The 21,865-nt window shown below is 62.6% G+C and carries 24 protein-coding genes and 1 pseudogene; 18 read left to right on the plus strand and 7 right to left on the minus strand.

Features of this window, described 5'->3' with window-relative positions:
• Positions 1–8: 8 nt before the first annotated feature.
• Positions 9–368: a DUF5994 family protein gene (locus tag AB0H22_RS22590; protein WP_180750384.1), complete on the minus strand. Its 360-nt coding sequence runs from the start codon at positions 366–368 to the stop codon at positions 9–11.
• A 440-nt stretch (positions 369–808) separates the two neighbouring features.
• Here AB0H22_RS22590 and AB0H22_RS22595 point away from each other — a divergent pair, with 440 nt between their 5' ends.
• On the plus strand, positions 809–1,792 hold the full coding sequence (locus AB0H22_RS22595) for an acyl-ACP desaturase (protein ID WP_358149159.1): 984 nt from the start codon (positions 809–811) through the stop codon (positions 1,790–1,792).
• Between the two features lie 50 nt (positions 1,793–1,842).
• On the opposite strand, the gene AB0H22_RS22600 is transcribed toward AB0H22_RS22595, so the two are convergent.
• Positions 1,843–2,202 carry an Rv2640c family ArsR-like transcriptional regulator gene (locus AB0H22_RS22600; RefSeq protein ID WP_358149161.1) on the minus strand — a complete coding sequence of 120 codons (360 nt, stop codon included), beginning with the start codon at positions 2,200–2,202 and terminating at the stop codon, positions 1,843–1,845.
• A gap of 102 nt (positions 2,203–2,304) precedes the next feature.
• Between AB0H22_RS22600 and AB0H22_RS22605 the strand changes: the two genes are divergently transcribed.
• From AB0H22_RS22605 to AB0H22_RS22670, 14 genes and pseudogenes are all read left to right on the plus strand, one after another.
• Positions 2,305–2,745: an ArsI/CadI family heavy metal resistance metalloenzyme gene (locus AB0H22_RS22605; protein WP_358149379.1), complete on the plus strand. Its 441-nt coding sequence runs from the start codon at positions 2,305–2,307 to the stop codon at positions 2,743–2,745.
• A pseudogene (gene arsB, locus AB0H22_RS22610) lies at positions 2,730–3,776 on the plus strand (ACR3 family arsenite efflux transporter); the annotation flags it as partial. The gene AB0H22_RS22605 and the pseudogene arsB, both read left to right, overlap by 16 nt.
• Positions 3,680–4,258 carry an arsenate reductase ArsC gene (locus AB0H22_RS22615; protein ID WP_358149381.1) on the plus strand — a complete coding sequence of 193 codons (579 nt, stop codon included), beginning with the start codon at positions 3,680–3,682 and terminating at the stop codon, positions 4,256–4,258. The pseudogene arsB and the gene AB0H22_RS22615, both read left to right, overlap by 97 nt.
• Before the next feature lie 339 nt (positions 4,259–4,597).
• Positions 4,598–5,650, plus strand: coding sequence for an acyltransferase (locus tag AB0H22_RS22620; RefSeq protein ID WP_180750212.1), 1,053 nt, complete (start codon positions 4,598–4,600; stop codon positions 5,648–5,650).
• Positions 5,651–5,684: 34 nt separating this feature from the next.
• Positions 5,685–6,290, plus strand: a complete 606-nt coding sequence (locus AB0H22_RS22625; RefSeq protein WP_358149164.1) for a class I SAM-dependent methyltransferase — start codon at positions 5,685–5,687, stop codon at positions 6,288–6,290.
• A gap of 165 nt (positions 6,291–6,455) precedes the next feature.
• The gene (locus AB0H22_RS22630; RefSeq protein WP_180750210.1) at positions 6,456–7,205 is read left to right on the plus strand and encodes a glucose 1-dehydrogenase; all 750 of its coding nucleotides are present in this window, start codon (positions 6,456–6,458) and stop codon (positions 7,203–7,205) included.
• A 91-nt stretch (positions 7,206–7,296) separates the two neighbouring features.
• Positions 7,297–8,109, plus strand: a complete 813-nt coding sequence (locus AB0H22_RS22635) for a helix-turn-helix transcriptional regulator (protein WP_180750209.1) — start codon at positions 7,297–7,299, stop codon at positions 8,107–8,109.
• A gap of 93 nt (positions 8,110–8,202) precedes the next feature.
• Positions 8,203–9,066, plus strand: coding sequence for an aldo/keto reductase (locus tag AB0H22_RS22640; RefSeq protein WP_180750208.1), 864 nt, complete (start codon positions 8,203–8,205; stop codon positions 9,064–9,066).
• A gap of 38 nt (positions 9,067–9,104) precedes the next feature.
• The gene (locus AB0H22_RS22645) at positions 9,105–9,944 is read left to right on the plus strand and encodes an LLM class F420-dependent oxidoreductase (protein ID WP_358149167.1); all 840 of its coding nucleotides are present in this window, start codon (positions 9,105–9,107) and stop codon (positions 9,942–9,944) included.
• Between the two features lie 149 nt (positions 9,945–10,093).
• On the plus strand, positions 10,094–10,774 hold the full coding sequence (locus AB0H22_RS22650; protein WP_358149170.1) for a TetR/AcrR family transcriptional regulator: 681 nt from the start codon (positions 10,094–10,096) through the stop codon (positions 10,772–10,774).
• A 14-nt stretch (positions 10,775–10,788) separates the two neighbouring features.
• Positions 10,789–11,769, plus strand: a complete 981-nt coding sequence (locus AB0H22_RS22655; protein ID WP_358149173.1) for an SDR family NAD(P)-dependent oxidoreductase — start codon at positions 10,789–10,791, stop codon at positions 11,767–11,769.
• Positions 11,759–13,408, plus strand: a complete 1,650-nt coding sequence (locus tag AB0H22_RS22660) for an AMP-binding protein (RefSeq protein ID WP_358149175.1) — start codon at positions 11,759–11,761, stop codon at positions 13,406–13,408. Before AB0H22_RS22655 ends, AB0H22_RS22660 begins: the two co-directional genes overlap by 11 nt.
• A 25-nt stretch (positions 13,409–13,433) precedes the next feature.
• A complete protein-coding gene (locus AB0H22_RS22665; RefSeq protein WP_358149178.1) occupies positions 13,434–14,594 on the plus strand; it encodes a lipase family protein in 1,161 nt (386 codons plus the stop codon).
• On the plus strand, positions 14,591–14,947 hold the full coding sequence (locus AB0H22_RS22670; protein ID WP_358149180.1) for a hypothetical protein: 357 nt from the start codon (positions 14,591–14,593) through the stop codon (positions 14,945–14,947). The genes AB0H22_RS22665 and AB0H22_RS22670 overlap by 4 nt, the downstream gene beginning before the upstream one ends.
• Before the next feature lie 3 nt (positions 14,948–14,950).
• Here AB0H22_RS22670 and AB0H22_RS22675 read toward each other — a convergent pair whose 3' ends face one another.
• From AB0H22_RS22675 to AB0H22_RS22685, 3 genes are read right to left on the minus strand one after another with little or no spacing between them, the layout of a single operon-like run.
• Entirely contained in the window at positions 14,951–15,466 is a 516-nt protein-coding gene (locus tag AB0H22_RS22675) for a flavin reductase family protein (protein WP_255485840.1), read from the minus strand.
• Between the two features lie 26 nt (positions 15,467–15,492).
• Positions 15,493–15,759 carry a YdeI/OmpD-associated family protein gene (locus tag AB0H22_RS22680; RefSeq protein ID WP_180750206.1) on the minus strand — a complete coding sequence of 89 codons (267 nt, stop codon included), beginning with the start codon at positions 15,757–15,759 and terminating at the stop codon, positions 15,493–15,495.
• Positions 15,756–16,289 carry a hypothetical protein gene (locus AB0H22_RS22685; protein ID WP_180750205.1) on the minus strand — a complete coding sequence of 178 codons (534 nt, stop codon included), beginning with the start codon at positions 16,287–16,289 and terminating at the stop codon, positions 15,756–15,758. Before AB0H22_RS22685 ends, AB0H22_RS22680 begins: the two co-directional genes overlap by 4 nt.
• A 161-nt stretch (positions 16,290–16,450) precedes the next feature.
• Between AB0H22_RS22685 and AB0H22_RS22690 the strand changes: the two genes are divergently transcribed.
• Both AB0H22_RS22690 and AB0H22_RS22695 read left to right on the plus strand, forming a co-directional pair.
• A complete protein-coding gene (locus AB0H22_RS22690; RefSeq protein WP_358149184.1) occupies positions 16,451–17,860 on the plus strand; it encodes an Hsp70 family protein in 1,410 nt (469 codons plus the stop codon).
• 72 nt (positions 17,861–17,932) lie between these two features.
• Positions 17,933–18,550, plus strand: a complete 618-nt coding sequence (locus AB0H22_RS22695; RefSeq protein ID WP_358149185.1) for a DUF1345 domain-containing protein — start codon at positions 17,933–17,935, stop codon at positions 18,548–18,550.
• Here AB0H22_RS22695 and AB0H22_RS22700 read toward each other — a convergent pair.
• Together AB0H22_RS22700 and AB0H22_RS22705 are read right to left on the minus strand one after the other, a co-directional pair.
• Positions 18,547–19,695: an acyl-CoA dehydrogenase family protein gene (locus AB0H22_RS22700; protein WP_358149188.1), complete on the minus strand. Its 1,149-nt coding sequence runs from the start codon at positions 19,693–19,695 to the stop codon at positions 18,547–18,549. The two genes, AB0H22_RS22695 and AB0H22_RS22700, sit on opposite strands and share 4 nt — an antisense overlap.
• A 21-nt stretch (positions 19,696–19,716) precedes the next feature.
• Positions 19,717–20,946, minus strand: coding sequence for an acyl-CoA dehydrogenase family protein (locus AB0H22_RS22705; RefSeq protein ID WP_180750202.1), 1,230 nt, complete (start codon positions 20,944–20,946; stop codon positions 19,717–19,719).
• 125 nt (positions 20,947–21,071) lie between these two features.
• Here AB0H22_RS22705 and AB0H22_RS22710 point away from each other — a divergent pair, with 125 nt between their 5' ends.
• Complete coding sequence (locus tag AB0H22_RS22710; RefSeq protein ID WP_180750201.1) at positions 21,072–21,698, plus strand: TetR/AcrR family transcriptional regulator; 627 nt, start codon at positions 21,072–21,074, stop codon at positions 21,696–21,698.
• The last annotated feature ends 167 nt before the right edge of the window (positions 21,699–21,865 follow it).

The following is a 21,865-nucleotide window of genomic DNA, read 5'->3' on the forward strand; positions in this document are numbered from 1 at the left end:
CTAGCCTGTCAGGCCGCCATGATGATGCGGAGCGCCGCGCTGACTTCGTCCTCTTTAGGAGAGTCGAGCAGAGGCATTTGCGCAGCCAGGCGCATGATCATCCTTGCGAGAAGGCGGTTGGTGCGCGCCGGCACCATGAGCATCTGGATCGTCCGATGCTCACCGCGCAGCGTGACTACCCAGTGGAACGAACGGTTCGCGAGGGGCGGAGGCATGGCCGCTGACCTCATGCTTGACCGAGGCGACCCTGCCTTCCAGTTCAGCGATACTTGGCTGACCGTGCCAATGTGTTCGGCCAGCTCGTCGATCAAAGGCGACAGCTCCCGCGCAATCAGTCCGTCGTCCTGTGGCCACCACGCCCCGTTCATCCTGCCGGTCTTGCGCGGACCTAACGTAAAGCGGATCGGCGGGCCGGGGTACTCAGGTTGTGTCATACGTACTCCCTTGTTGCTCAGTGGGACTCAGACAACGGAATTCGTATGAGCCAAAACAGTTGGCGCTAACTAGGTGCCACACGGCGATAGATACTTCACTGACAATACCCCCCTTTGGTGGGTCCGCCGGCCATGATTTGTAAGTGGTTGGTGTCCAATGAATTTGGATATCGAAATGGCAATCGGCCGGTTAGGTTTGGCGACCGGAGGGTTTGCCCGCCGAACCCATGGGCGGTCACGGAATGCTTTCAATTGGGCGAGCAATCCCTGTAGTCACGCATAGGCGATTCTGACATGCTAGATTTCTGTAACTGCTGGATACGGGTACTGCTAGTTGCGGTTTCTGTCTGGCTCCCCGATGTGAGGACATATCGATGCAGAAGGACTTCACCGACCTCGAGTTGCTCCATGAGCTCGAGCCCGTGGTCGAGGAGAATGTCCATCGTCATCTCGGGGTTACCAAGGATTGGAACCCGCACGATTACGTGCCGTGGTCCGATGGCAAGAACTACAAGGCGCTGGGGGGCCAGGACTGGGACCCGGAGCAGTCGAAGCTCTCTGAGCTGGCCCGGGTAGCGATGATCACCAATCTGCTTACCGAGGACAATCTGCCCTCGTATCACCGCGAGATCGCCATGAATTTCACCATGGACGGGCCGTGGGGTACCTGGGTGAACCGGTGGACCGCCGAGGAGAACCGTCACGGCATCGCCATCCGTGACTATCTCGTGGTGACCCGGTCGGTGGATCCGGTGGAGCTCGAGAAGCTCCGCGTCGAGCAGATGACCAGTGGGTTCTCCCCCGGCCAGAACCGGCAAAACGTAGCGTCCGCGGATGGGCTGTTCGATTCGGTCGTCTATGTGACTTTCCAGGAGCTGGCTACCCGCGTCTCGCACCGCAATACCGGCCGCGCCTGCAATGAACCGATCGCTGACGAGCTGCTTAAGCGCATCTCGACCGATGAGAACCTGCACATGATCTTCTACCGCAACATGGTGGCGGCCGGTCTGGAGATGGCCCCTAACCAGGCCGTGCGGTCCGTCCACAAGGTGCTCGATAACTTCGTGATGCCGGGCTACACCATTCCGGGATTCCGCCGCAATGCCGTCACCATCGCCACCGGTGGCGTCTACGACCCGCAGTCGCACCTCGACGAGGTCGTACTGCCGGTGCTGCGCAAGTGGCGCATCTTCGAGCGTGACGACATCACCGGTGAGGGCGAGTGGTACCGCGAAGACCTCGCCCGCATTGTCGGTGACCTCAAGAAGACTTCCTGTGATTTCGAGGAGGTCAAGGCCAAGTACTTGGAGCGTCAGGCCAAGCGCGCCGAGCGCAACGCCGCCAAAGTCCTCGTTTAGCTCCGGGTTGCCGAATCTATTGTGCGTCTAATCGATTCGACTAGCGAACCTCACTGGCAGCAGGTGGGATCCAGAACTGTGCACAGCGCCGTGAGTGCATCCGGGACCGGTCGGTGATAAACATTCATGCCGCGCCGGTCCGATTCGACCAGCCCTGCCTTACGTAGTTGGTTCATGTGGTGACTGACGGTTGATTCGGCGAGTCCGAGGATCCCTGCGAGGTCACCGCTGATGATCTCCCCCCCGGGCGCGCCGAACAGCTGGGACATGATCTTGACCCGCACCGGATCGGCCAGCGCTTTGAGCCGCAACGCGACCTCTAGCGCCTGCTCGTCACTCATCGGGCCGGCCGCCACGGGAGCGCAGCACACGGGACCGGTGGTGTCGACCACGGGAAGAGTCTTGGGCATGGCTACAGCATCCCGAATGGTTTGACATATGTCAAAGAAGTGGCACACTGAGCGCATCAGACAAGTTCGATGAATATCTCATTAGTTCCGGAGGTGGACCCAGTGTCCCGTGTGCAGCTGGCTCTCAATGTTGACGATCTTGATGCGGCAATCGACTTCTACTCCAAGCTCTTTGGTGTGCAGCCGGCTAAACGCAAGCCGGGGTACGCGAATTTCGCGATCGATTCCCCGCCGCTGAAGCTGGTGCTGTTGGAGAACCGGGGTCATGGCGGCACGATCAATCATCTGGGGGTACAGGTCGAGTCCAGTGAGCAGGTGCACGCTGAGATAGGCCGCTTGACCGAGGTCGGCATGTTCACCGAGGAAGAGATCGGCACCACGTGTTGTTTCGCGACGCAGGACAAGGTGTGGGTCACCGCGCCCGATCACGAGAAGTGGGAAATCTACACGGTTTTGGCCGATTCGGAGACCTTCGGCACGAGTCCTGAGCTCCTCGCTCAAACCGCCACCGCGGACGCCCCGTCGTGCTGCCAGGCACGGTGAACCGAGTACCCACGCCCGCTGCGGTTGGGAGGTTGTCGACGCTGGACCGGTTCTTACCGCTTTGGATCGGGTTGGCGATGATCACCGGACTGCTGCTGGGCCGTTCGATACCCGGACTGAACTCTGCGCTGGAAAAGGTTCAGGTTGACGGGATCTCACTGCCGATCGCGGTCGGGCTGCTCGTCATGATGTATCCGGTCTTGGCGAAGGTGCGCTACGACCGCCTCGATGCCGTCACCGCCGACCGCAAGCTACTGATCGGCTCGCTGGCCTTGAACTGGGTGCTCGGCCCGGCGTTGATGTTCGGTCTTGCATGGCTGCTGTTACCGGATCTGCCCGAATATCGCACCGGTCTGATCGTCGTCGGCTTGGCCCGCTGCATCGCCATGGTGATCATCTGGAACGACCTTGCGTGTGGTGACCGTGAAGCCGCTGCCGTGCTCGTCGCGTTGAACTCGATATTTCAGGTGGTGATGTTCGCGGTGCTTGGTTGGTTCTATCTCTCGGTGCTGCCCGGTTGGCTGCACCTGCCGCAAACCGCTATCGACATCTCGCCGTGGCAGATCGCCAGATCTGTGCTCATCTTCCTCGGTATCCCGCTCGCAGTCGGATACTTGTCCCGGCGTCTCGGTGAACGAGCCAAGGGGCGCGTTTGGTACGAGACGCGGTTCTTGCCGATCGTCGGTCCCTGGGCGTTGTACGGGCTGTTGTTCACCATCGTGATCCTGTTTTCCCTCCAAGGCGCCCAAATCACCTCCCGGCCATGGGATGTGGCCCGGATCGCGGTGCCGCTGCTCGCCTACTTCGCGATCATGTGGGGCGGCGGGTATCTGCTCGGCGCTGCCCTGAGGCTGGGCTACCCGCGCACCACCACGCTGGCCTTCACCGCTGCCGGCAACAACTTCGAACTGGCCATCGCCGTCGCGATCGCCACCTGGGGTGCCACCTCCGGCCAGGCCCTTGCCGGCGTCGTCGGTCCCCTGATCGAAGTGCCCGTTCTGGTTACCCTCGTCTATGTGTCTCTGGCGCTGCGACGCCGATTTATGCCTGTACCATAACAGAATTCGCCCGAAACCGTGCGCGAGGAAGCGGCCCGATGACTGACGATAAGCCCACCGTGCTTTTTCTGTGCACCCACAACGCGGGCCGCTCGCAGATGGCCCTCGGATTTTTCGCGCACTTGGCCGGTAATCGGGCCGTTGGGTGGTCGGGCGGTTCGGAGCCCGGAAATGAAATCAACCCTGCCGCCGTCGAAGTCATGGCCGAGGTGGGCATCGATATCACCGGTGAGTACCCCAAGCCATGGACCAACGAGATCGTGCAAGGCGCCGATGTCGTGGTCACCATGGGCTGCGGCGACACCTGTCCGTACTTCCCCGGGAAGCGTTACGAGAACTGGGACCTGCCCGACCCCGCCGGCCGGCCCATCGAGGCGATCCGTCCTATCCGGGACGACATCGAACAACGGGTACGCAGCCTACTCACCGAACTCAACATCACTGTCACCCAATAGACCTGCTCTCCTGGCGAGAGCAAATGAATGCATCGACGCCGCATCTTTCTGGAATTCGCGTTCGCCGACGGATGCCCAAAGGTGACATCTTGCGCTCGACGCTCCTGATCTTGTCGAATGCCGCCTAATCAAACGCGATGGATTTCCGCCGGACGTAAACTCGTAAAGCTCCTTGTGTTCCAATGCAATTCGCCCGTGCTATCTCAGAAAAGATGTCAGGGTTCGCAAGTCCGGCTCGGGCTTCAGAGCGTCGGCATTTCTGGATTGGGCTAGCCGTAATGCCTTCGGAAATATGCAGTATGTTCATTCGCAAAGCGAAGCATCGGCATCTAGGGGTTTATGAAGCTGGGGCAGGTATTCGATCGGCGCCACAATGTACTGACGTTGTGGCGTCTCATTCTCGCGATAGGCGTGATCTTCTGGCATTCCTGGCCCCTGACCGGCCGCGAGATCGGCTACGCGCCTGCGGAGCGATTACTCGGCGACATTTTCGCCGACGGATTCTTCGTGATCTCGGGGTTTCTCATCACGGCAGCGTGGATACGCCGCCCGTACCTGAAGGAATATTGGACGTCCCGCGTGCTGCGAATCTTCCCGGGCCTTTGGGTATGCCTGCTTGTGATTGCCTTCGTCATCGCCCCGATCGCCGCGAAAATCAAACACACCACGGTCGCGTGGTCCTCAGAGCTCGGCTATGTGGTCAACAACGCGCTACTCAATGTGGCCTACGCCGGTATCGACGGCACCCCCACGGATGTGCCGTATCCGGGGGTGTGGAACGGATCTGTCTGGACCCTTTTCTTCGTTCTGCTCTGCGATGTGATGGTCTCCGTACTCGGCTTTGTCGGCTTACTCAAGCGGCGCTGGGTAATTCCGACCTTGCTCGTCGCGGCGATAAGTTGGTCGGCCTACGTCTCATACACGCCGCCGTTGTACAGCTTGCCGCAGATGCTGGCGCGGTTTTTTGTGGTGTTCCTGGCGGGAGCGCTGTTGTGCCAGTACCAAGACAAGGTGCCGGCCCGCTGGTCGTTGGTCGCGCTCAGCGTCGCCATCGTCGCGGCGTCCGGCTTTACGCAGAACTATCGAGTCATCGGCGCCCTACCGCTGGCGTACGCCGTCATCGTTTCGGGCGCCCTCATCCGTAAAGCACGGCTGCGCAATGACTTTTCGTATGGCGTGTACATCTACGCATTCCCGGTCCAGCAGTTGCTGGCCACCTTCGGGCTTGCTCGCTTGAATCCGTTCGTGTTCGTTGTCCTTGCGACGGCGGCTACCTTGCCGGTTGCCGCGGCGAGTTGGTTCGTGGTGGAGAAACGGGCGCTGGCCCTGAAAGCTCGGATCGTCCGGAGGTCCGTCAAGCACTCTTCGGTGAACGCGGACGTGACGGCCTGATCGGCCCGCGAGCCCCGCTTGCGACAATGGACGCATGGTCGAGAAGAGCATCTGGATGCAAAAGGTCGCGGCCGATCCCAACCATTCGCATTGGTACATCGAGCGTTTTCGCTCGCTGGCGCGTGACGGTGAGGATCTGGCCGGTGAGGCTCGCCTCGTGGATGCGCTGGTGCCCCGTGTCGCCCGCATCCTCGACGCCGGTTGTGGCTCCGGCCGCGTGGGCGGTTTCTTGGCTGCGGCCGGTCACCAGGTGGTCGGTGTGGACGTCGACCCGGTCCTCATCGAGGCGGCCGAGCAGGATCACCCTGGACCGCGTTGGGTGGTCGGCGATCTCGCCGAACTTGACCTACCCGCACGCGGTATCTCCGAGCCGTTCGACGTCATTGTCTCGGCCGGAAACGTCATGGCATTTCTTGCCCCAAGCACCCGTGTTCAGGTGCTGCGCCGACTACGCGCACATCTTCAGGGTGACGGCCGGGCGGTGATCGGCTTCGGCGCCGGTCGCGACTACGAGTTCGCCCAGTTCCTCGACGACGCCGCAGCGGCCGGATTCATACCGGATCTGCTGCTCTCCACCTGGGATCTGCGGCCATTCGCCGATGACTCCGACTTCCTGGTCGCGATCCTTCGCTCGGTGTAGCCGTGCCACTTCCCCACTGAGGGCATCCCATGCTCCCGAGGCACATTCGTTCCTGAGTGGGTGCGAAGCACCCTGTTTCATCCGTGTTGGTGCCCATACCGTCGGTGGTTACGACGACAAAGTGTGGCTTGCATCCGGCATGGGGCAGACGTGGAAGGACTGAATATGGGCGCACTAGAGGGCAAGACAGCGCTTGTCACCGGGGCATCGAAAGGCATTGGCGCGGCGGTAGCACGCGAACTCGCTGGAGCTGGCGCACGTGTCGCAGTGCACTACTCCTCGAACAGCGGCAGCGCAGATGCCGTAGTTCAGGCGATTCACGACGGAGGCGGACAGGCATTCAGTATCCAGGCGGACATTTCCAACCCAGCTAGCGTCGAAGCACTGTTCGGTCAGCTCGCGAATCAGGTGTCGAGTCTGGACATCCTGGTGAACAACGCTGGGATCTACGACATCGGTGACATCGGTGACGTTTCACTCGAGGAGTTCCATCGGCAGTTCACCCTCAATGTCTTTGGCCTGGCGTTGACGATCAAGGGGGCTCTCGGCACCGTAATGAAAAGCGGTGGAGCGATTGTGAACATTGGTTCTAGCGTGACTAGCTTCACGCCAGCAGGTTCGACGATCTACACGGCATCCAAAGGCGCAGTCGATGCGATAACTCGGACACTGGCCAACGAACTGGGTCCACGCAGGATTCGGGTCAACTCGGTGAACCCGGGACTGACCGTTACCGAGGGTATGCGCGCGAGCGGATTCTCGAGCCAGGCGTTCCAATCCGAGATCGAGAAGATCACTCCCCTGGGCCGGATCGGAACTCCCGGCGACATCGCGCCCGCGGTGGCGTTCCTAGCCTCTGACGCGGCCTCATGGATCACCGGCGAGATTCTGGTGGTCGGTGGCGGACTGCACTAAATGCCTAGCGCAGTCCCGTTCGCCCCTGCGTGTTCTGGGTGGGTGTGTTGCACCCAGGCGTGTTTCGACAAAGAGCACTAGCGTCGAATTCATGGTTCGGCGTAATGAGCTTGGCGAGTTCCTTAGGGCGCGGCGCTCGTTGATTTCTCCCCAGCAAGCAGGCTTGCCCGATGACGAGCCGCGGCGCGTGGATGGGCTGCGACGCGAGGAGGTGGCGATGCTTGCCGGGGTCAGTTCCGATTACTACACACGACTTGAGCAAGGGCGCGAGCGCCGCCCTTCGGAACAGGTGCTGGATGCGTTATCGCGGGCTCTGCATCTCGATGTGCACGCCTCTCAACACCTCTTCCGCTTGGTCCAGCCAGCACCGGAATCCGTGCCGGCTGTGGCGCCGGCTGTGGCGCATCCCGGTGTCGTCGCGATATTGAACGATGTCATCGCGGCCCCCGCGATGGTTCTCGGCCCGGCTCTGGATGTGTTGTCCATGAACTCTCAGGCCAGAGCCCTCTACAGCGACTTCGCGTGCACCTCGAATCTGCTGGAGATGGTCTTTCTCGACGAGGTGGCACGTTATTTCTACGTCGACTGGGAAACCGTGGCGCGCGATTCGGTGCGAAATGTGCGGGCGTTGTCGATGCCCTTCCACAACGATCCCCGGATGCTCGCGGTAGTTGGCCGTTTGAGTATCGAAAGCGCTGACTTCGCGCTCTTCTGGGCCCAACACGACATCAGGCCACGCCTGGGTGGAACTAAACGCTTCCGCCACAGTGTCGTTGGCGAGATCGACCTGAGTTTTGAGGGCTTTTCTGTGAACGAGGCACCCGGGCAACAGCTCCTGATCTATCGGGCCGACCCCGGTAGTGCCAGCGCAGATGCCCTGGCACTACTGAATACATTCGAATGACTTAACCAGGCGGTTTATGGATCGTCCTGTCCAAGAAGGCATCCCGTCGGGTGGCCTTCTTTGCTAAACCCTGCCTACAGAAGGAGCGAAGACATGACTATCGATGTGCCCACGGCCACCACGTTCGATCTCGGTGGTGACCTCACTGTGAACCGAATCGGTTACGGGACAATGCAGCTGACAGGCCCCGGAGTGTGGGGGCCACCGAGCGACCTCGACGCCGCCCGCGGCGTGTTGCGACGAGTGGTCGATGAAGGCGTCAACTTCTTGGACACCGCGGATGCCTACGGGCCGTGCACTGTCGAAGAGCTTATCTGTGAAGCGCTCTACCCTTATCCGGAAAACCTAGTGATCGCAACGAAAGTCGGACTGGTTCGAACAGGCCCGAGTCACGGTGACTGGATTCCCGTGGGCAGGCCAGAATATCTACGCCAGCAGGTGGAGATGTGCCTGCGCCGTCTGCGGCTGGAGCGCATTGACCTGCTGCAGCTGCACCGCATTGATCCCACAGTGCCACTCGTGGACCAAATCGGTGTTCTCGCCGACCTCCGGCAAGAAGGAAAGATTCGGCACATCGGACTTTCCGAAGTGTCCATACGCGAGCTGCAGTCTGCGCAGAAGATCGCACCGATCGCCTCGGTACAGAATCTGTTCAATCTGGCAGATCAGAGTGCGCACGATCTTCTCGAGTATGCGCAGGCCCACGGCATAGCGTTTATCCCCTACTTTCCGCTGGCGACCGACGGCTTACCCGATGGCGGGGCGATCCTGGACCGCATAGCCAATGACCACGGCAGCACACCCAAACAGGTAGCGCTGGCCTGGCTGCTCAAGCGCTCGCCAGTGCTCGTGCCCATCCCCGGGACCTCATCCATCCCACATCTGCTTGACAACCTCCGAGCGGCCCGGATTGACCTCGCTGCACACGAAATCAGCGAACTTTCGATCAGCGACTAGGTATCGATGTAGCGGGCGATGGCGAAAGGAAAGCCTTTATGCACGTTGGAATATTCTCCCCCATCACCGACGAAACTCCTGGTCCTAGCGAGCTGGCCGGCGAAATAGAGGCCCGCGGATTCGAATCCCTGTTCGTTCCCGAGCACACCCACATACCGGTCGCCATTGAGGCAATCCACCCGGGATGGGACCAGATACCCCGCGCATACGGCAGAACCTATGATCCGTTCGTCTCGTTGGCATTCGCGGCCGCAGCCACCACAACACTCAGGCTCGGTACCGCGGTAACTCTGCTCGTGCAACGAGATCCCATCACCTTCGCCAAAGAGACCGCGAGCCTGGACCGACTCTCCGGCGGGCGCCTCGAACTGGGCATCGGATCTGGCTGGCTCCGGGAAGAAATGCAGAACCATGGCACGAATCCCAAGACGCGAGTCTCGCTGCAAACAGAGAGAATCGACGCGGTCACCACCATCTGGACCGAGGAGCACGCCGAGTTCCATGGAAAGTACGTGAACTTCGATCCCATTCAGTCCTGGCCCAAACCACTCCAGCGCCCACGCCCACCGCTATGGCTAGGAGGCTGGGGCCCGTCGACGCACGAGCGGATCCTCGCCCAGGCCGACGGCTGGCTAGCGCCGACCGGGTTGAGCGTCAATGAGATCGAGCGTGGTGTGGCAGAGCTGAGGCAGCTCACCGATGCTCGCGAGCTTCCTCCAGTGCCCGTCACGGTCACCCTTCTGGACCCGCAACCGGGAGACCTCGAGCAGATGCGAGAACTGGGTGTGTACCGGGTTCTGTGCGGACTACTTCCCGCTACGTCATCCGAGGCTGTACTTGGGCGTCTGGACGATCTCGCCATCCTCTTAACGCAGTAGGGCTCATCCGGCCGGACCGCTCGCGTTCAGTCGCCGACATTGCGTGACCTTGGGACCTTGCCCAAAGTTTGAATCTGATTCAGAAACTTCTTGACAGTCGCCAATCGGATCCACTAGTTTCTGAATTGAATTCAAATACTGGAGGTGTGATGGTCGGCAACCGGCGCGGTGTGGCGTCACGGGCTGCCCTGCTGGAGGCTGGCCGCGTCGCCTTCAGTGAGCAGCGGTACGGGGAGGTGTCGATCGTCGATCTGGCTCGCTCCCTCGGTGTGGCAGCAGGATCGATCAGCTATCACTTCGGCGGTAAACGGGGCTTCTACCTGGCGGTCGTCGAGCAAGCGGCCGACGAGTTCTGGGGTGAGCTCGTGCAGATGCGTGGTCCGGCCCTGGAGCGGCTGTCCGATGGAGTCGGCAAGTTCCTCGACCGTGCGCAACAGGAACCGGGCGCCTTCGAGGCGCTGCTTGCCGACGTGGCCGATGCGGAGGTGCGCCGGATCCGTGAACAGCATCGCCAGCGCCTCTCCCATGCGTTGGCCGTCGAGATCACCGGCACCGAATCGACGCCGGTGCTGCGCGCGGCAATCAGTGGATGCCTCTCGTTCATCGAGGGCATCGTGCTGCATTGGATGCATACCCAGGAGGTATCCCGGGACACGGTTCGCGACCTGATCATGGCCAACTTCTTCGGCACCGTCCTCAGTGCCGTGCAATCAGACCCCGATATCGAGCTCAGCCAACGGGTCGTCGACGCCGTATTACCTGATTCGCAGCTGTTGTCCATGCTCACCGCCCTGGCCCCATTCGGCCCTTCGGCCGGCAACTCCACATAGACGAAAGCGGTTCCATGTCAACATCTCTGCCCTCCGGGCCCTCTGCTGTCGTTCACCACCCGCTCGCTCGTGCGGTTGCGTACCTGATCGGTCCGCGCGGTCTATGGGATATTGATCGGCTCCGCGACGAGGTCGCCGGGAAGGTCGTCGTCGTCACGGGCGCTTCCTACGGCCTCGGCGCCGCCACGGCCGAGCTTTTCGCACAGGCAGGAGCCCGGGTGGTGTTGGCCGCGCGGTCGCTGGATCAACTCCAGCAGGTCGCCGCCGACATCACCGAAAATGGCGGGGAGGCAGCGGTTTACCAGCTCGATCTGACCTCGGAACGGTCGGTCTCGGAGTTCGCGGCGGCGGTACTCTACGATTTTGGTGCGGTCGACTACCTCATCCACAACGCAGGCAAGTCTCTGCGCCGCTCCGTACATCTCTCCTACGACAGGCCCAAGGATGTCAACGCGACGTCCGGCGCCAACTACGTCGGACCGATGCGGCTCACCTTGGCACTACTGCCGGGGATGCGCGCCCGCGGAAGCGGACATATCGTCAACGTGTCGACTGTGGGCGTGATGTTCGGGGTAGTTCCCAAGTGGGGCTTCTATTTATCGTCCAAGGCGGCGTTCGACATCTGGATGCGGGCGGTCGGAATGGAAGCCCGCGGCGACGGCGTGACCCTCACGACCTTCTATGCCGGGTTGATGCACACCCGCATGAGCGCCCCGAGTCGGTGGATGCGGCTGCTTCCCGGCCAGACCCCGCTCGACGCAGCACGGGTAATAGCGCGTGCCGTGGTGCAGAAGCCGCGAACGTTGACCCCCGTCTACGGGCATCTTTCGGCGATCTTGGCTCCAGTACTGCGCTTTCCGCTGGAACCGATCCTCGGTTTCGTCTATCGCCGCCTGGGTGACACTCAAGCCTCCTTGGCCAGTGTGGCCGCAGATCAAACGCTGCCGACTCCCGCCGCCGCGATCTCGGACAAGGTTGATGCTCATGCCGAATGAGTTCCGACAAGGTCTCAGGCAGTGGGGCGCGGCAGTGCCCGCGGCCGTCACCTCGGGTGCGCTGACACCGATCGGTCCACGAGCGATGGTCGCACTGGGGCGAAGCCTGTGGCAGTACGGTCCGACGCCCGCGATGTTGTTGGCGGCCACGGCCATTCGATTTCCCGACCGGATCGCACTGGTCGATGATTCCGGGCAGCTCACATACCGTCAATTACACGAGCGCTCGGACGCGATTGCTGCCTCTGTTTATGCGCTGGCACCATCGGCCCCCAGATCGGTCGGAATCGTGTGCCGCAACCACCGCGGATTCGTCGAGGCAATGCTGGCCGGTGCCAAGCTTGGGGCCGAACTGGTCTTCATCAACACTGAACTGACTCCTCAACAGTTGCAAGCGATCCTGCAGCGTCACGACCCCGATGTGCTGATCTTTGACGCCGAGTACGCAGAAGCGGTCGAGGAAGCCCGGTACCAAGGCCTGCGCGTCGTGGCCTGGCACGAGAGCCTGGCCGCAGAAGGTTCGACGACATTGGATGCGCTTGCCGATCAACGGCATCCGAAACCGCCGCCCGTGCGCCGCCCAGTGAAGCTCACCCTGCTCACGTCCGGGACCACCGGTCTGGCCAAGGGAGTGCCGCGCGCGATCAGGCCCCGGCAGTTGGTGCTCATGTGCGTGACCGCGATGGCGACGGTGCGGCTGCGTTCCCGAGACCGTGTGTTGGTGGCGCCGCCGTTCTTCCACGGTTTTGGGTTGGCCGCGCTCCTGGGGCCGATGGCGCTCGGCGGAAGCGTACTGTGTCGACGACGATTCGACGCCAAACAGGCTCTGGAAGACATTGCGCGGAAACGTGTCACGGTGCTGTTCGCGGTACCGGCCATGCTGCAGAGGTTGTTGGCAGTGCCCGACATGGGGCGGCAGGTCACTGGAGGACTGTCATTGCGACTGATCGTCACGGGGGCGGCGCCGATATCCCCCGCCACCGTCTCGAGCGTATTGAATACCTTCGGGCCGATACTGGTGAATGGATATGGGTCCACCGAGGCCGGTGTGGTGGCCATCGCTACCCCCGCAGACCTCGTTGCCGCGCCGAACACCGCGGGACGCAAGGCACTTGGGGTGTCGGTGCGCATCCTTGGGGATGATCGCCGGGAGGTTGCGACCGGAGTAACGGGGATGATCTTCGTCCGCGGCGGCCTGGAATATGAGGGCTACACACCCGACAAGGCCGCGCGCCCCGCATCCAAGGAAATCGTCGACGGACACGTGAACACCGGCGATATGGGTCATTTCGACACCGATGCCAAGCTGTACATCGACGGCCGCTCCGACGACATGATCGTCTCCGGTGGAGAGAACATCTTCCCCGGCGAAGTCGAGGACCGCCTCACCGCGCATCCCGCTGTCGTGGACGCCGTCGTCATCGGAGTACCCGACGACGAGTTCGGGCAGGTGTTGCGGGCCTTCGTCGTTGCGGCGGCCGGTGCTCCGGTGCCATCGAACGATGTGCTCAAGGCGTACGTCCGTGAGGGGCTGGAGCGTTACAAAGTACCCAAACAGTTTGTCCTTCTCGACGAGATACCCCGTAACGCAAGCGGCAAGGTGCTTCGCGCGCAACTGTATTCACTTGGCGCCCGGTAAGCGTCACCAACACCCGAGGACAACGATGTCTCACGTACCCGCGCGCACCCGCCGAGAACGGAATCAGTTCTACGATCCGCCGTACCTCGACGCGAGTGGCTCCCCCGGTGATCTGCTGCGTGCAGCACCGATGACGGCCCGGTTGCTTCCCGGTGTGGCGATGCCGGCCCGTGCTTGGCGCGTGCTGTATCGGTCGACCACCGCTACGGGCGACCCGATCGCGGTGTCCGGCGTCGTCCTCATTCCGGATACTCCAAATCCGTTGACGTCGAGACCGTTACTCGGGTTTGCGCCCGGGACTCAGGGTTTGGCGCGCTCTGCCACATTGTCTCGTCTACTAGAACTCGGTGTGGAGTACGAAGCCGGATTCCTGACGGCAGCGGTGCGGCGCGGCTGGGTGGTTGCCGTCACCGATTACCCAGGGCTCGGCACCCCCGGTGTACATCCGTATGTCGTTGGCAGAACCAACGGACGAGCACTGCTCGATGTCATGCGCGCCGCGCGGCATCTGCCGCAGGCCGACCTTGACGCCAGCGGCCCGGCGGGTATCTACGGCTATTCTGAAGGCGGTAACTCGGCCGGGTGGGCCGCGCAACTGCAGCCGAGCTACGCCCCTGATATGCCGCTGAGCGGCGCAGCTGTCGGGGCGGCCCCGGTGGATTTCCTGGAGCTCGCCACAGACCTGGACGGCGGACTGTTCGCATTTCTCTTGCTCTATGCCGGGATCGGACTCGATAGCGCCTATCCAGACCTGCGATTGCACGACTACCTCAACCGGGGTGGACGGTTCGTCACTGCGCTGCTGCGACGCACCCACATCGTTGGTGCGGTCGTTCTCGGCCTGTTCTTACCCAAGAATCGGCGGCGCTATCTGTCGGGTGCGGACCCATTCACGCAGCCGGCGTGGGTCGCCCAGCTGCGCGACAACAGCCTTGGACATCTCGCCCCCGCTGCGCCGGTGCTGGTGGGCACCGGGCGGCAAGACCAAGTGATCCCGTACCGCCAGGCCGAACTGTTGCTCGAACGATGGCGTGCTCTCGGTGTCGATGTGCGCCAGCATCCGATCAGATTCGGTGAGCACATCACCGCTGCACCGCAATTCGCGAAGGCAGGATTCGCATTTTTATCCGATCAATTCCGCCATGCTGTCGTCAGCGAGTCGTCGAGGGAAAGGGAAGCGGGATGAGCGCGATCCAACGAAGTGCGGGTGTGGTGACCGCAGCCGCACGCGGCGCGGTTCGCGCCGTCAACCCCGTGTCGGCGGACAGGCGCTGGCCGGGTCAGGTCAATGACTGGACTGAGCGAGCGCACCCGAACGGTCGTGTGCCCGTCGTACTGGTGCCCGGCTCGTTCGTGCCAGGCCAGTTCTACTGGCACGGGATTGCGCCCATGCTTATCTCAGAAGGACATCCCGTCTTCGCATGCAATCTGCCCGGTTGGGTACCCGGGTCCGGACGTGATGGTTTCGGCGTTGAACGGCTTTGTGGAGAGGGTCAAGAGTGCTACCGGATCGAGCGAGGTAGTGCCTTAGCGGCCTGACCCTCATGCTTCGTGGCCCGGAGTGAAACCTTTGACGTCGCGGGATGTCACGTATCCGGTCACTGCTGGCGGCCGGCCGATGGCGACCGGTGATAACACGTGACCAATGTGATCGCCAAGCTCGATGCGCGCCAGGATCTCGCCCACGAACCAGGCCGAGGCGTCTCGCAGAATCGGCACACCATGCGGACCGGTACGCCAGGTACACAATGCGAACTTGTCGACCCTGTCGCCGGTCTCCTCCCCAAAAAGGTGCACCAGCTCATCTGCGTCCCGCGGGATCACGTGCACGCCTAGGTGGTTCGACCCATGTGACACGCGCAAGGTGTGGTTCTGTTCGGAGAGCCCCACGAGGAACAACGGCGGATCAATACTGACCTGACTGGCGAAACCAACCAGACAACCCGACGGGCCGTCGGATCCTTGCACGGTCACCACGTACATCGGGTGGTGCAGTTGGCCCATAAGGCTCTTGAATGCCGTACCGGCGTCGAGTCTTGGTGAATCCTCGCCAGGCATCCTTCTGCACGCTCCCTTACCCGCGGTTACTTGCCGGTGCGCTCGCGGTGTTTACAGCCGGGCCAGCAGCATGGTCGGCGCTTGCCTTCCTCGAGTTCCTCCTGGGTTCGGCGAATGCGTCGCTCCCTGGTGACGTCTTGCTTGGCATCCTCGACCCAGCAGATGAACTCGTTGCGCCCCAGCGGTGTGATGTCCTGCCACAGGGCCAGAGCCGTGGGATTCCCGATTAGTGCCGTGCGCAGATCGGCGGGCAGCGTATGCACCACTCCGCCCGCGACCTTCGGAGCACTCACGGGGCAGGGCTGCCCGGAGCCGGAGCGGTCGGCTCGTAGCCGGGCGGCGGAGGTCCCGTCAACGGGGTATACCCCGGCGGTAGCGGCGGTCCCGAGGGCGCCGGTCCGGCATACGGGTCCCGCGGAGCTCTGGGGGTCGACGAACCCGGGTCGGTTAAGGAGATGTAGCCGGGGGGTAGCTTCGGTGCGGGACCGGCGCCGGCCGGTGGCGGTGCCACGGCCCCTTCCTCGGGTCCCACCGCTCCGTCGACGTTGCCGTCGCGGGCTTGATGCCACAGGTCGCGGATCGTCCCCAGTGGGCCGGACCCGGACCCAGACCCGTAAACCGGGTTCGCGACCTCGGGCACCGATGGCTGACCGGGAGGTGGGGGCGGTGGACCGACAGGTTCGGTAGCCGCGGCTGCCGCGTCCGGAGTCGACGGCCCCGGCGGAGGCCCCGGCGCCACGGGATCAGCTCCGGCGGGGGGCGACAGAGACAACGCGGCGCCAGCGACGATCACGCCAGCGACGAACAGCTTGGCTGCGTCCATCCAGCCATCGTCGCATAGACGATCTGCAGCCGCTGGTCAGTGGCCGTGCAGCGCGGCGATGGGGCGTTCGCCGCCGTGATCGTCGATGCCCACGCCCTCTAGACCTCTCGCCTAGGATCGCCCACCTAGAATCACAAAAGGAACAGGCGAACAGGTAGGGAATGAACTCACTCGGAATGTCGATCGGGGCTACACAGCTGGTTGCCACCGATGGCAACTCCGACGGTGTTCCCGTCGTGCGAAGCTCGATACTCACGCTCCACGAGGACCGGCTCTCGGAAGTCGGCATTCCAACCGAACCGGGTTTGGCACTCACCGGATTCGTCGACCGAGTCGGAGACCCGGTGGGCATCGTCGGAGCCGACGGATCCGTGCACAGCGCCGATTGGGCCGCGGCCGAGGCCGTCCGGGTCATGATCGCCGACGCGGCCGTGGTCGCGGACTTCGACACTCCCCCTGTGCTGGCGGCCGCCGTTCCCGCACACTGGGGCGCGCACTCTCTTGCCGCGTTACGTGCAGCGATAGATAGGGTGCCCGCCCTTGCGCCGGGCGGAAAGCCGATGAAGTTGGTGTCGGACGCACATGCCGCCCTGGTGAGTATGGGCGACCGTATCCCCGATCGCGGCGTTATCGTGGTCTGCGACTTCGGCGGAACCGGCACGAGCATCACGCTGGCCGACACCGCGAGCAACTTCGACCGGATCGGCGATACAGTCCGCCATCGGGACTTCTCGGGGCAGCGGATCGATCAGGAGCTTTTGGCGCAGGTTCTTGCCGATCTCAACCAGGATCCGGACGGAACCGCGTCCCTCGGGGCACTGACCCGGTTACGTGATCGCTGCCGCGCGGCCAAGGAACATCTTTCGACCGACATCGCCACGGTTGTCCCCGTGGAACTGCCGGGAGCCACCGCCGATGTGCGGCTCACCCGCAGCGAGTTGGAAGACCGCATCCGCGAGCCACTTGCCGCATTGATTTCCAGGGTTCAGGAGACCCTGGAACATAACAACATTCCTCCCGCCGGAGTCAGCGCCGTCCTCACCATCGGCGGCGGTTCCGGCATCCCCCTTATCACCCAACAGCTTTCCGAGCGCTTGCGATGCCCAATCATCGCCGCACCGCGGCCCCAGCTCGCCGCGGCGTTCGGCGCGGCCATCCTGGCCGGTAGACCCGATGAAACACCGTCTCCCGAAGCAACCATGATGCGGCCGGCGCCCACCGGTGAGGACACCACGAAGAGTCCAGCATCCGCGCCCATGGACACCGTCGAATCCGGGCTGGCATGGTCGGAAGCCGACACTTCCCCGGAACTGGAGGAATTCCAGGACTACTCGACACCCGCTACCGCCGCGCGGCCAGAGGTGACGTTCAACCCCGCACCGGCCGACTATCGCGATACCGACCGAATGCGCTGGTTCCAACGACCCGCCCTGTGGTTTCTTGTCGCGACGGTGTTTTCGGCGGCGGTGTTCACGGCCCTGTTCATCGCATGGCAGGACCGCGACGACGCTCCATCACCGAGTACGCGGCCGTCGACCACGACGACAGCACCGAGTTCGCCGCACCCCTAGCAGCCTCTCGGCCACTTCCGCCTCGCCTGGACGGATGACGGCCGCCGTGCGCAGATCGTGTGTACTGGACGCATGACCGGCGCCAAACGATTCTGGATCGCAGTGTTGGTTGGGGTGACTACCGGTGCCCTGACGTGGACTCTGTTGCAGCGCTGGCAGGTTGCTCTCCTAGCGGTCGTCATCATGACCGCCGTCGTCAACGTCATGTGGTCACTGATTGTCTTGTGGCCCATGGATCCCGAACAGACACGTGCCCGTGCGAGCAGCGAGGACATGGAGGACGAGCTGGGCGATCTCGCGCTGCTGCTGATCTTGGTCGCCAGCCTCTCCGCCATTGGGATTCTTCTGATCTCTGCCAATGACGAGGACAAGGGTGCCTACGCGGGGCTGTGTATCGGGTCCATTCTGACCGTGTGGGCGATGCTGCATACGATCTACGCCGCTCGGTACGCACGGATCTACTACCAGGGCCACCCCGGTGGCATCGACTTCAATTCCGAAGTCCCGCCGCGCTATGTCGATTTCTACTACTTCTCGTTCAACCTCGGTATGACTTACCAGGTGGCGGATACCGCGGTGACCGAGTCGCATATCCGCGATGTTGTGCTGAAGCACTGTCTCTTTAGCTACATCTACGGGACCCTGATCATCGCGTGCACGATCAACCTGGTCATCAATCTCGTCGGCTAGTCCTGGGTGCTTCGTGCCCGCCGATACCGCGCGGTGTGGAAGTCGCGGTTGCCGAATTCTGACTCAATTGCGGTGAGACGCTTGAAGTAATGCCCGATCGCCAGCTCCTCGGTCATACCCATGCCGCCGTGCAACTGGACGGCCTCCTGCCCCACCACGCGCGCCGCCCGCGAGATCGTCGCCTTGGCAGCCGATACCGCACGGGTGCGGCGCGGACCGTCGAGGTTGAGTGAGGCGAGATAGGAGGCCGCGACCGCCTGCTCGACCTCGATATGCATGTTCACCATGCGGTGTTGCAACGCCTGGAAATTGGAGATCGCCACGCCGAACTGCTGACGTTGCTTGGAGTATTCGACCGTGTCGGCGAGCACCTTGCGCAGCATGCCGACCGCTTCGGCCACGGTGGCGGCCGTAGCTTCGTCAAGCGCGGCATCGATCAGCGGCCACGCGGCGTCCACCTCTGAGATGCGCGCCGAATCCGGCACGCGCAGATTGGTTATCACGAGGTCGCTGGCGTGGTGCTCGTCGATCGTCCGGTAGTGATGTGCGGCGATTCCCGGGGGCGGATTGGCGGGATCGAATGGCACCGCGAACAACGTCAGGCCCGCCGTGTCTGCGGCGTCACCGGAGGTCCGTGCGGTGACGAGCAGATGCGTGGCGATCGGCGCATCGGTCACCACGATCTTCTCCCCATCGAGTATCCAGTCCTGCCCGTCGCGGCGAGCGGTCGTCTGTACCGAGTGGAACGACTGCCCGGAAGTGGGCTCCAGAGCGGCGAATCCGGTCACCACATCGCCAGCCGCGATACCACCGATGAGCTCCTCGGCCAGGTCGCAGGTCGATCGGCGGAGCAGTCCGCCGCCGAGCACCACCGTGCCGATGAAGGGCTCCACGACGAGGTGGTGTCCGAGTACCTCGGCGATGACAAGAACTTCTTCCGCGCCGCCACCCAGACCTCCGCGGTCCTCAGGTAACGGGGCGGCGAGTATGCCGAGCTCCTCGGCGAAGGACTTCCACACCAGCGGCTGCCAGCCGACATCCGAGCGCGCCGCGCGTCGGCTGGTATCCAAGGCATACCGATTGGACAGGAAATCCGATACGGAGTTCTTGAGGAGTTGTTGTTCGTCGGTGAGGCTGAAATCCATGGTGATATTCGCTCTTGTCTATCAGAGGCCGAGTTGGGCCTTGGCGAGGATGTTGCGTTGAATCTCGTTGGAACCCGCGTAGATTGATCCGGCGCGGTCGTTGAAATAATGCAGCGGCGCCACTGCCTGCCATAGCTCACCGCTGTGGTAGCCGTCGGCCGGCGGGGTGTATTCGACAACCGGACCGCCCGGCTTCGTGACATGAGGTTGATACACGCGACCGCGCGGACCCGCGGCCTCCAATGTGAGCGTGGTGAGCTCCTGTGAAAGCTCGGTGCCGAGAATCTTGAGCATCGAGGACGCGGTGCCGGGATTGCCGCCACCGGCCACCACCGCAAGCACTCGGTGCTCGAGAACTTCCAACACGTCGACTCGGATGGACAGATCGGAGAGTTTGGCGGCGAACACGGGATCATCTGCCAGCGTTCCACTTTCGCTGGGCATCGCCCGTGCAGCAGCGCTCAGCTGATCGAGGCCCACCTGAAGCATCGGAGCCGCTGCCCCACCGCCGCGCTCGAACTCGAGCAGGTACTTGGCGACGGTCCAGCCGTCGTCGATCTCACCGAGGACATTGGACTTGGGGACGCGCACATTGTCGAAGAACACGACATTCTGGACCTCCTCCCCCGAGCTCATCACCAACGGCTGCACCTCGATTCCCGGCGAGGTGAAGTCGATGAGGATGAAGGTGATACCGAGCTGCTTCTTCACCCCCCTGGTGGTGCGAACGAGCGCGAACATCCAATTCGCCTCGCGCGCATGGGTGGTCCAGATCTTGGAGCCATTGAGGATCACATCATCGCCATCGGCGACCGCCGACATCTGCAGTGACGCCAGGTCCGAGCCGGACTCGGGTTCGCTGTATCCCTGGCAGAAGAACACCTCGCCGGTGAGTATGCGAGGCAGGAAGAACTTCTTCTGCTCCTGCGTGCCGAATTTGACGATGGCGTGTGCGACCATCCGAATACCCATGGGCGACAAGGCAGGTGCGCCGGCAAGGGTTGATTCGACCGCGAAGATGTAGTGCTGTGCGACGCTCCAGGGTAGGCCTCCGTGCTTCACCGGCCAGGACGGTGCGGCCCACCCCTTTTCATGCAGGATCGCCTGCCACTGCATGCTCGCCTCGTGGTCGCTGTACACGCTCGTTTGTAGACGCCCCGCCGCCTGTAGATCCTCGGTGAGGTTCTCCTCCAGGAACCCCCGGACCTCCGTGCGGAATTGTTCTTCCTCTGCCGAGAAGGCCAGGTCCATGTGCACTCCGTTGTGTCGAGTCTGCGGTGGGAAAAGCGATGAATCGCATTAATCTGGATGCAAGCGCATTCAGATTAATGCGCGTTCCGTTCCCGGGCAATACCGGCTCCTGCAAGACTGGTCGGGTGTCATCCTCAGCCGGCCGCTCGTATAGTGGCCTTCCCGCAGACGAACGCCTGGCTCGGCGTCGGCGGCAGCTGCTGGAGGTGGGGCTGGACATCCTCGGCGCCCCGGACGGACCCGGCGATCTCACCTTGCGCACCGTCTGTCAGCGCTCTGGTCTGGCGCAACGCTATTTCTACGAAAGCTTCGCCGACAAAGACGAATTCGCCGTCGCGATCTTCGATTGGGCCGTTGAAGGACTCACGTCCACCATCGAATCCGAGGTGGCTGCGGCGCTGCCCCGCCAGCAGGTTAGAGCGGGTATCAGCAGCGTGGTGCGTGTCATCAATGCGGACCGCCGCATCGGGCAATTGCTCTACAGCCCACATCAGGTCAATCCGGTTCTGGTTCGCAAGCGGTTCGAAGCCACTGCGATGTTTGTGTCACTGTTCGCCCAGCATTTGCGCGACTGGTTTCGTCGTGACGATGACGGCAGCCTTCCGGTGCTGGCTCATTTCGTCGTGGGTGGCGTTGGGCAGGCCGTCGCGGCGTGGCTGAATCAGGACGTCGCGGGCACCGAGGAGACCCTCATCGACCAGTTGGTCGACATGCTGCTGGCCCACGGACCCGAGCGCTCCACGCAGCTCTGAGGGTCAACCGTCGGGCCTTGTACCCATACCCCGCGCCGGTATACTGAGCATTAGCTGAGATCTCCGTGAGAGCTTCCTGATTTTCTTGAGAACGATGTAGACATACCTCCTGAAATTAATATATGCATAGATGGACATGAATCTGATCGGACGTGAATCGCCATCGG

Origin of the sequence: Mycobacterium sp. NPDC050853 (assembly GCF_040653875.1) — a bacterium.
Lineage (GTDB): Bacteria > Actinomycetota > Actinomycetes > Mycobacteriales > Mycobacteriaceae > Mycobacterium.

Bases quoted from the DNA above. Each gene is read 5' to 3' on its own strand.
- AB0H22_RS22630 (WP_180750210.1), top strand. From the start codon at position 6,456: ATGGGCGCACTAGAGGGCAAGACAGCGCTTGTCACCGGGGCATCGAAA.
- AB0H22_RS22690 (WP_358149184.1), top strand. From the start codon at position 16,451: ATGAACTCACTCGGAATGTCGATCGGGGCTACACAGCTGGTTGCCACC.
- AB0H22_RS22645 (WP_358149167.1), top strand. From the start codon at position 9,105: ATGCACGTTGGAATATTCTCCCCCATCACCGACGAAACTCCTGGTCCT.
- AB0H22_RS22595 (WP_358149159.1), top strand. From the start codon at position 809: ATGCAGAAGGACTTCACCGACCTCGAGTTGCTCCATGAGCTCGAGCCC.
- AB0H22_RS22660 (WP_358149175.1), top strand. From the start codon at position 11,759: ATGCCGAATGAGTTCCGACAAGGTCTCAGGCAGTGGGGCGCGGCAGTG.
- AB0H22_RS22695 (WP_358149185.1), top strand. From the start codon at position 17,933: ATGACCGGCGCCAAACGATTCTGGATCGCAGTGTTGGTTGGGGTGACT.
- AB0H22_RS22640 (WP_180750208.1), top strand. From the start codon at position 8,203: ATGACTATCGATGTGCCCACGGCCACCACGTTCGATCTCGGTGGTGAC.
- AB0H22_RS22700 (WP_358149188.1), bottom strand. From the start codon at position 19,695: ATGGATTTCAGCCTCACCGACGAACAACAACTCCTCAAGAACTCCGTA.
- AB0H22_RS22685 (WP_180750205.1), bottom strand. From the start codon at position 16,289: ATGGACGCAGCCAAGCTGTTCGTCGCTGGCGTGATCGTCGCTGGCGCC.
- AB0H22_RS22635 (WP_180750209.1), top strand. From the start codon at position 7,297: ATGGTTCGGCGTAATGAGCTTGGCGAGTTCCTTAGGGCGCGGCGCTCG.
- AB0H22_RS22705 (WP_180750202.1), bottom strand. From the start codon at position 20,946: ATGGACCTGGCCTTCTCGGCAGAGGAAGAACAATTCCGCACGGAGGTC.
- AB0H22_RS22675 (WP_255485840.1), bottom strand. From the start codon at position 15,466: ATGCCTGGCGAGGATTCACCAAGACTCGACGCCGGTACGGCATTCAAG.
- AB0H22_RS22655 (WP_358149173.1), top strand. From the start codon at position 10,789: ATGTCAACATCTCTGCCCTCCGGGCCCTCTGCTGTCGTTCACCACCCG.
- AB0H22_RS22620 (WP_180750212.1), top strand. From the start codon at position 4,598: ATGAAGCTGGGGCAGGTATTCGATCGGCGCCACAATGTACTGACGTTG.
- AB0H22_RS22665 (WP_358149178.1), top strand. From the start codon at position 13,434: ATGTCTCACGTACCCGCGCGCACCCGCCGAGAACGGAATCAGTTCTAC.
- AB0H22_RS22590 (WP_180750384.1), bottom strand. From the start codon at position 368: ATGAACGGGGCGTGGTGGCCACAGGACGACGGACTGATTGCGCGGGAG.
- AB0H22_RS22625 (WP_358149164.1), top strand. From the start codon at position 5,685: ATGGTCGAGAAGAGCATCTGGATGCAAAAGGTCGCGGCCGATCCCAAC.
- AB0H22_RS22670 (WP_358149180.1), top strand. From the start codon at position 14,591: ATGAGCGCGATCCAACGAAGTGCGGGTGTGGTGACCGCAGCCGCACGC.
- AB0H22_RS22650 (WP_358149170.1), top strand. From the start codon at position 10,094: ATGGTCGGCAACCGGCGCGGTGTGGCGTCACGGGCTGCCCTGCTGGAG.
- AB0H22_RS22600 (WP_358149161.1), bottom strand. From the start codon at position 2,202: ATGCCCAAGACTCTTCCCGTGGTCGACACCACCGGTCCCGTGTGCTGC.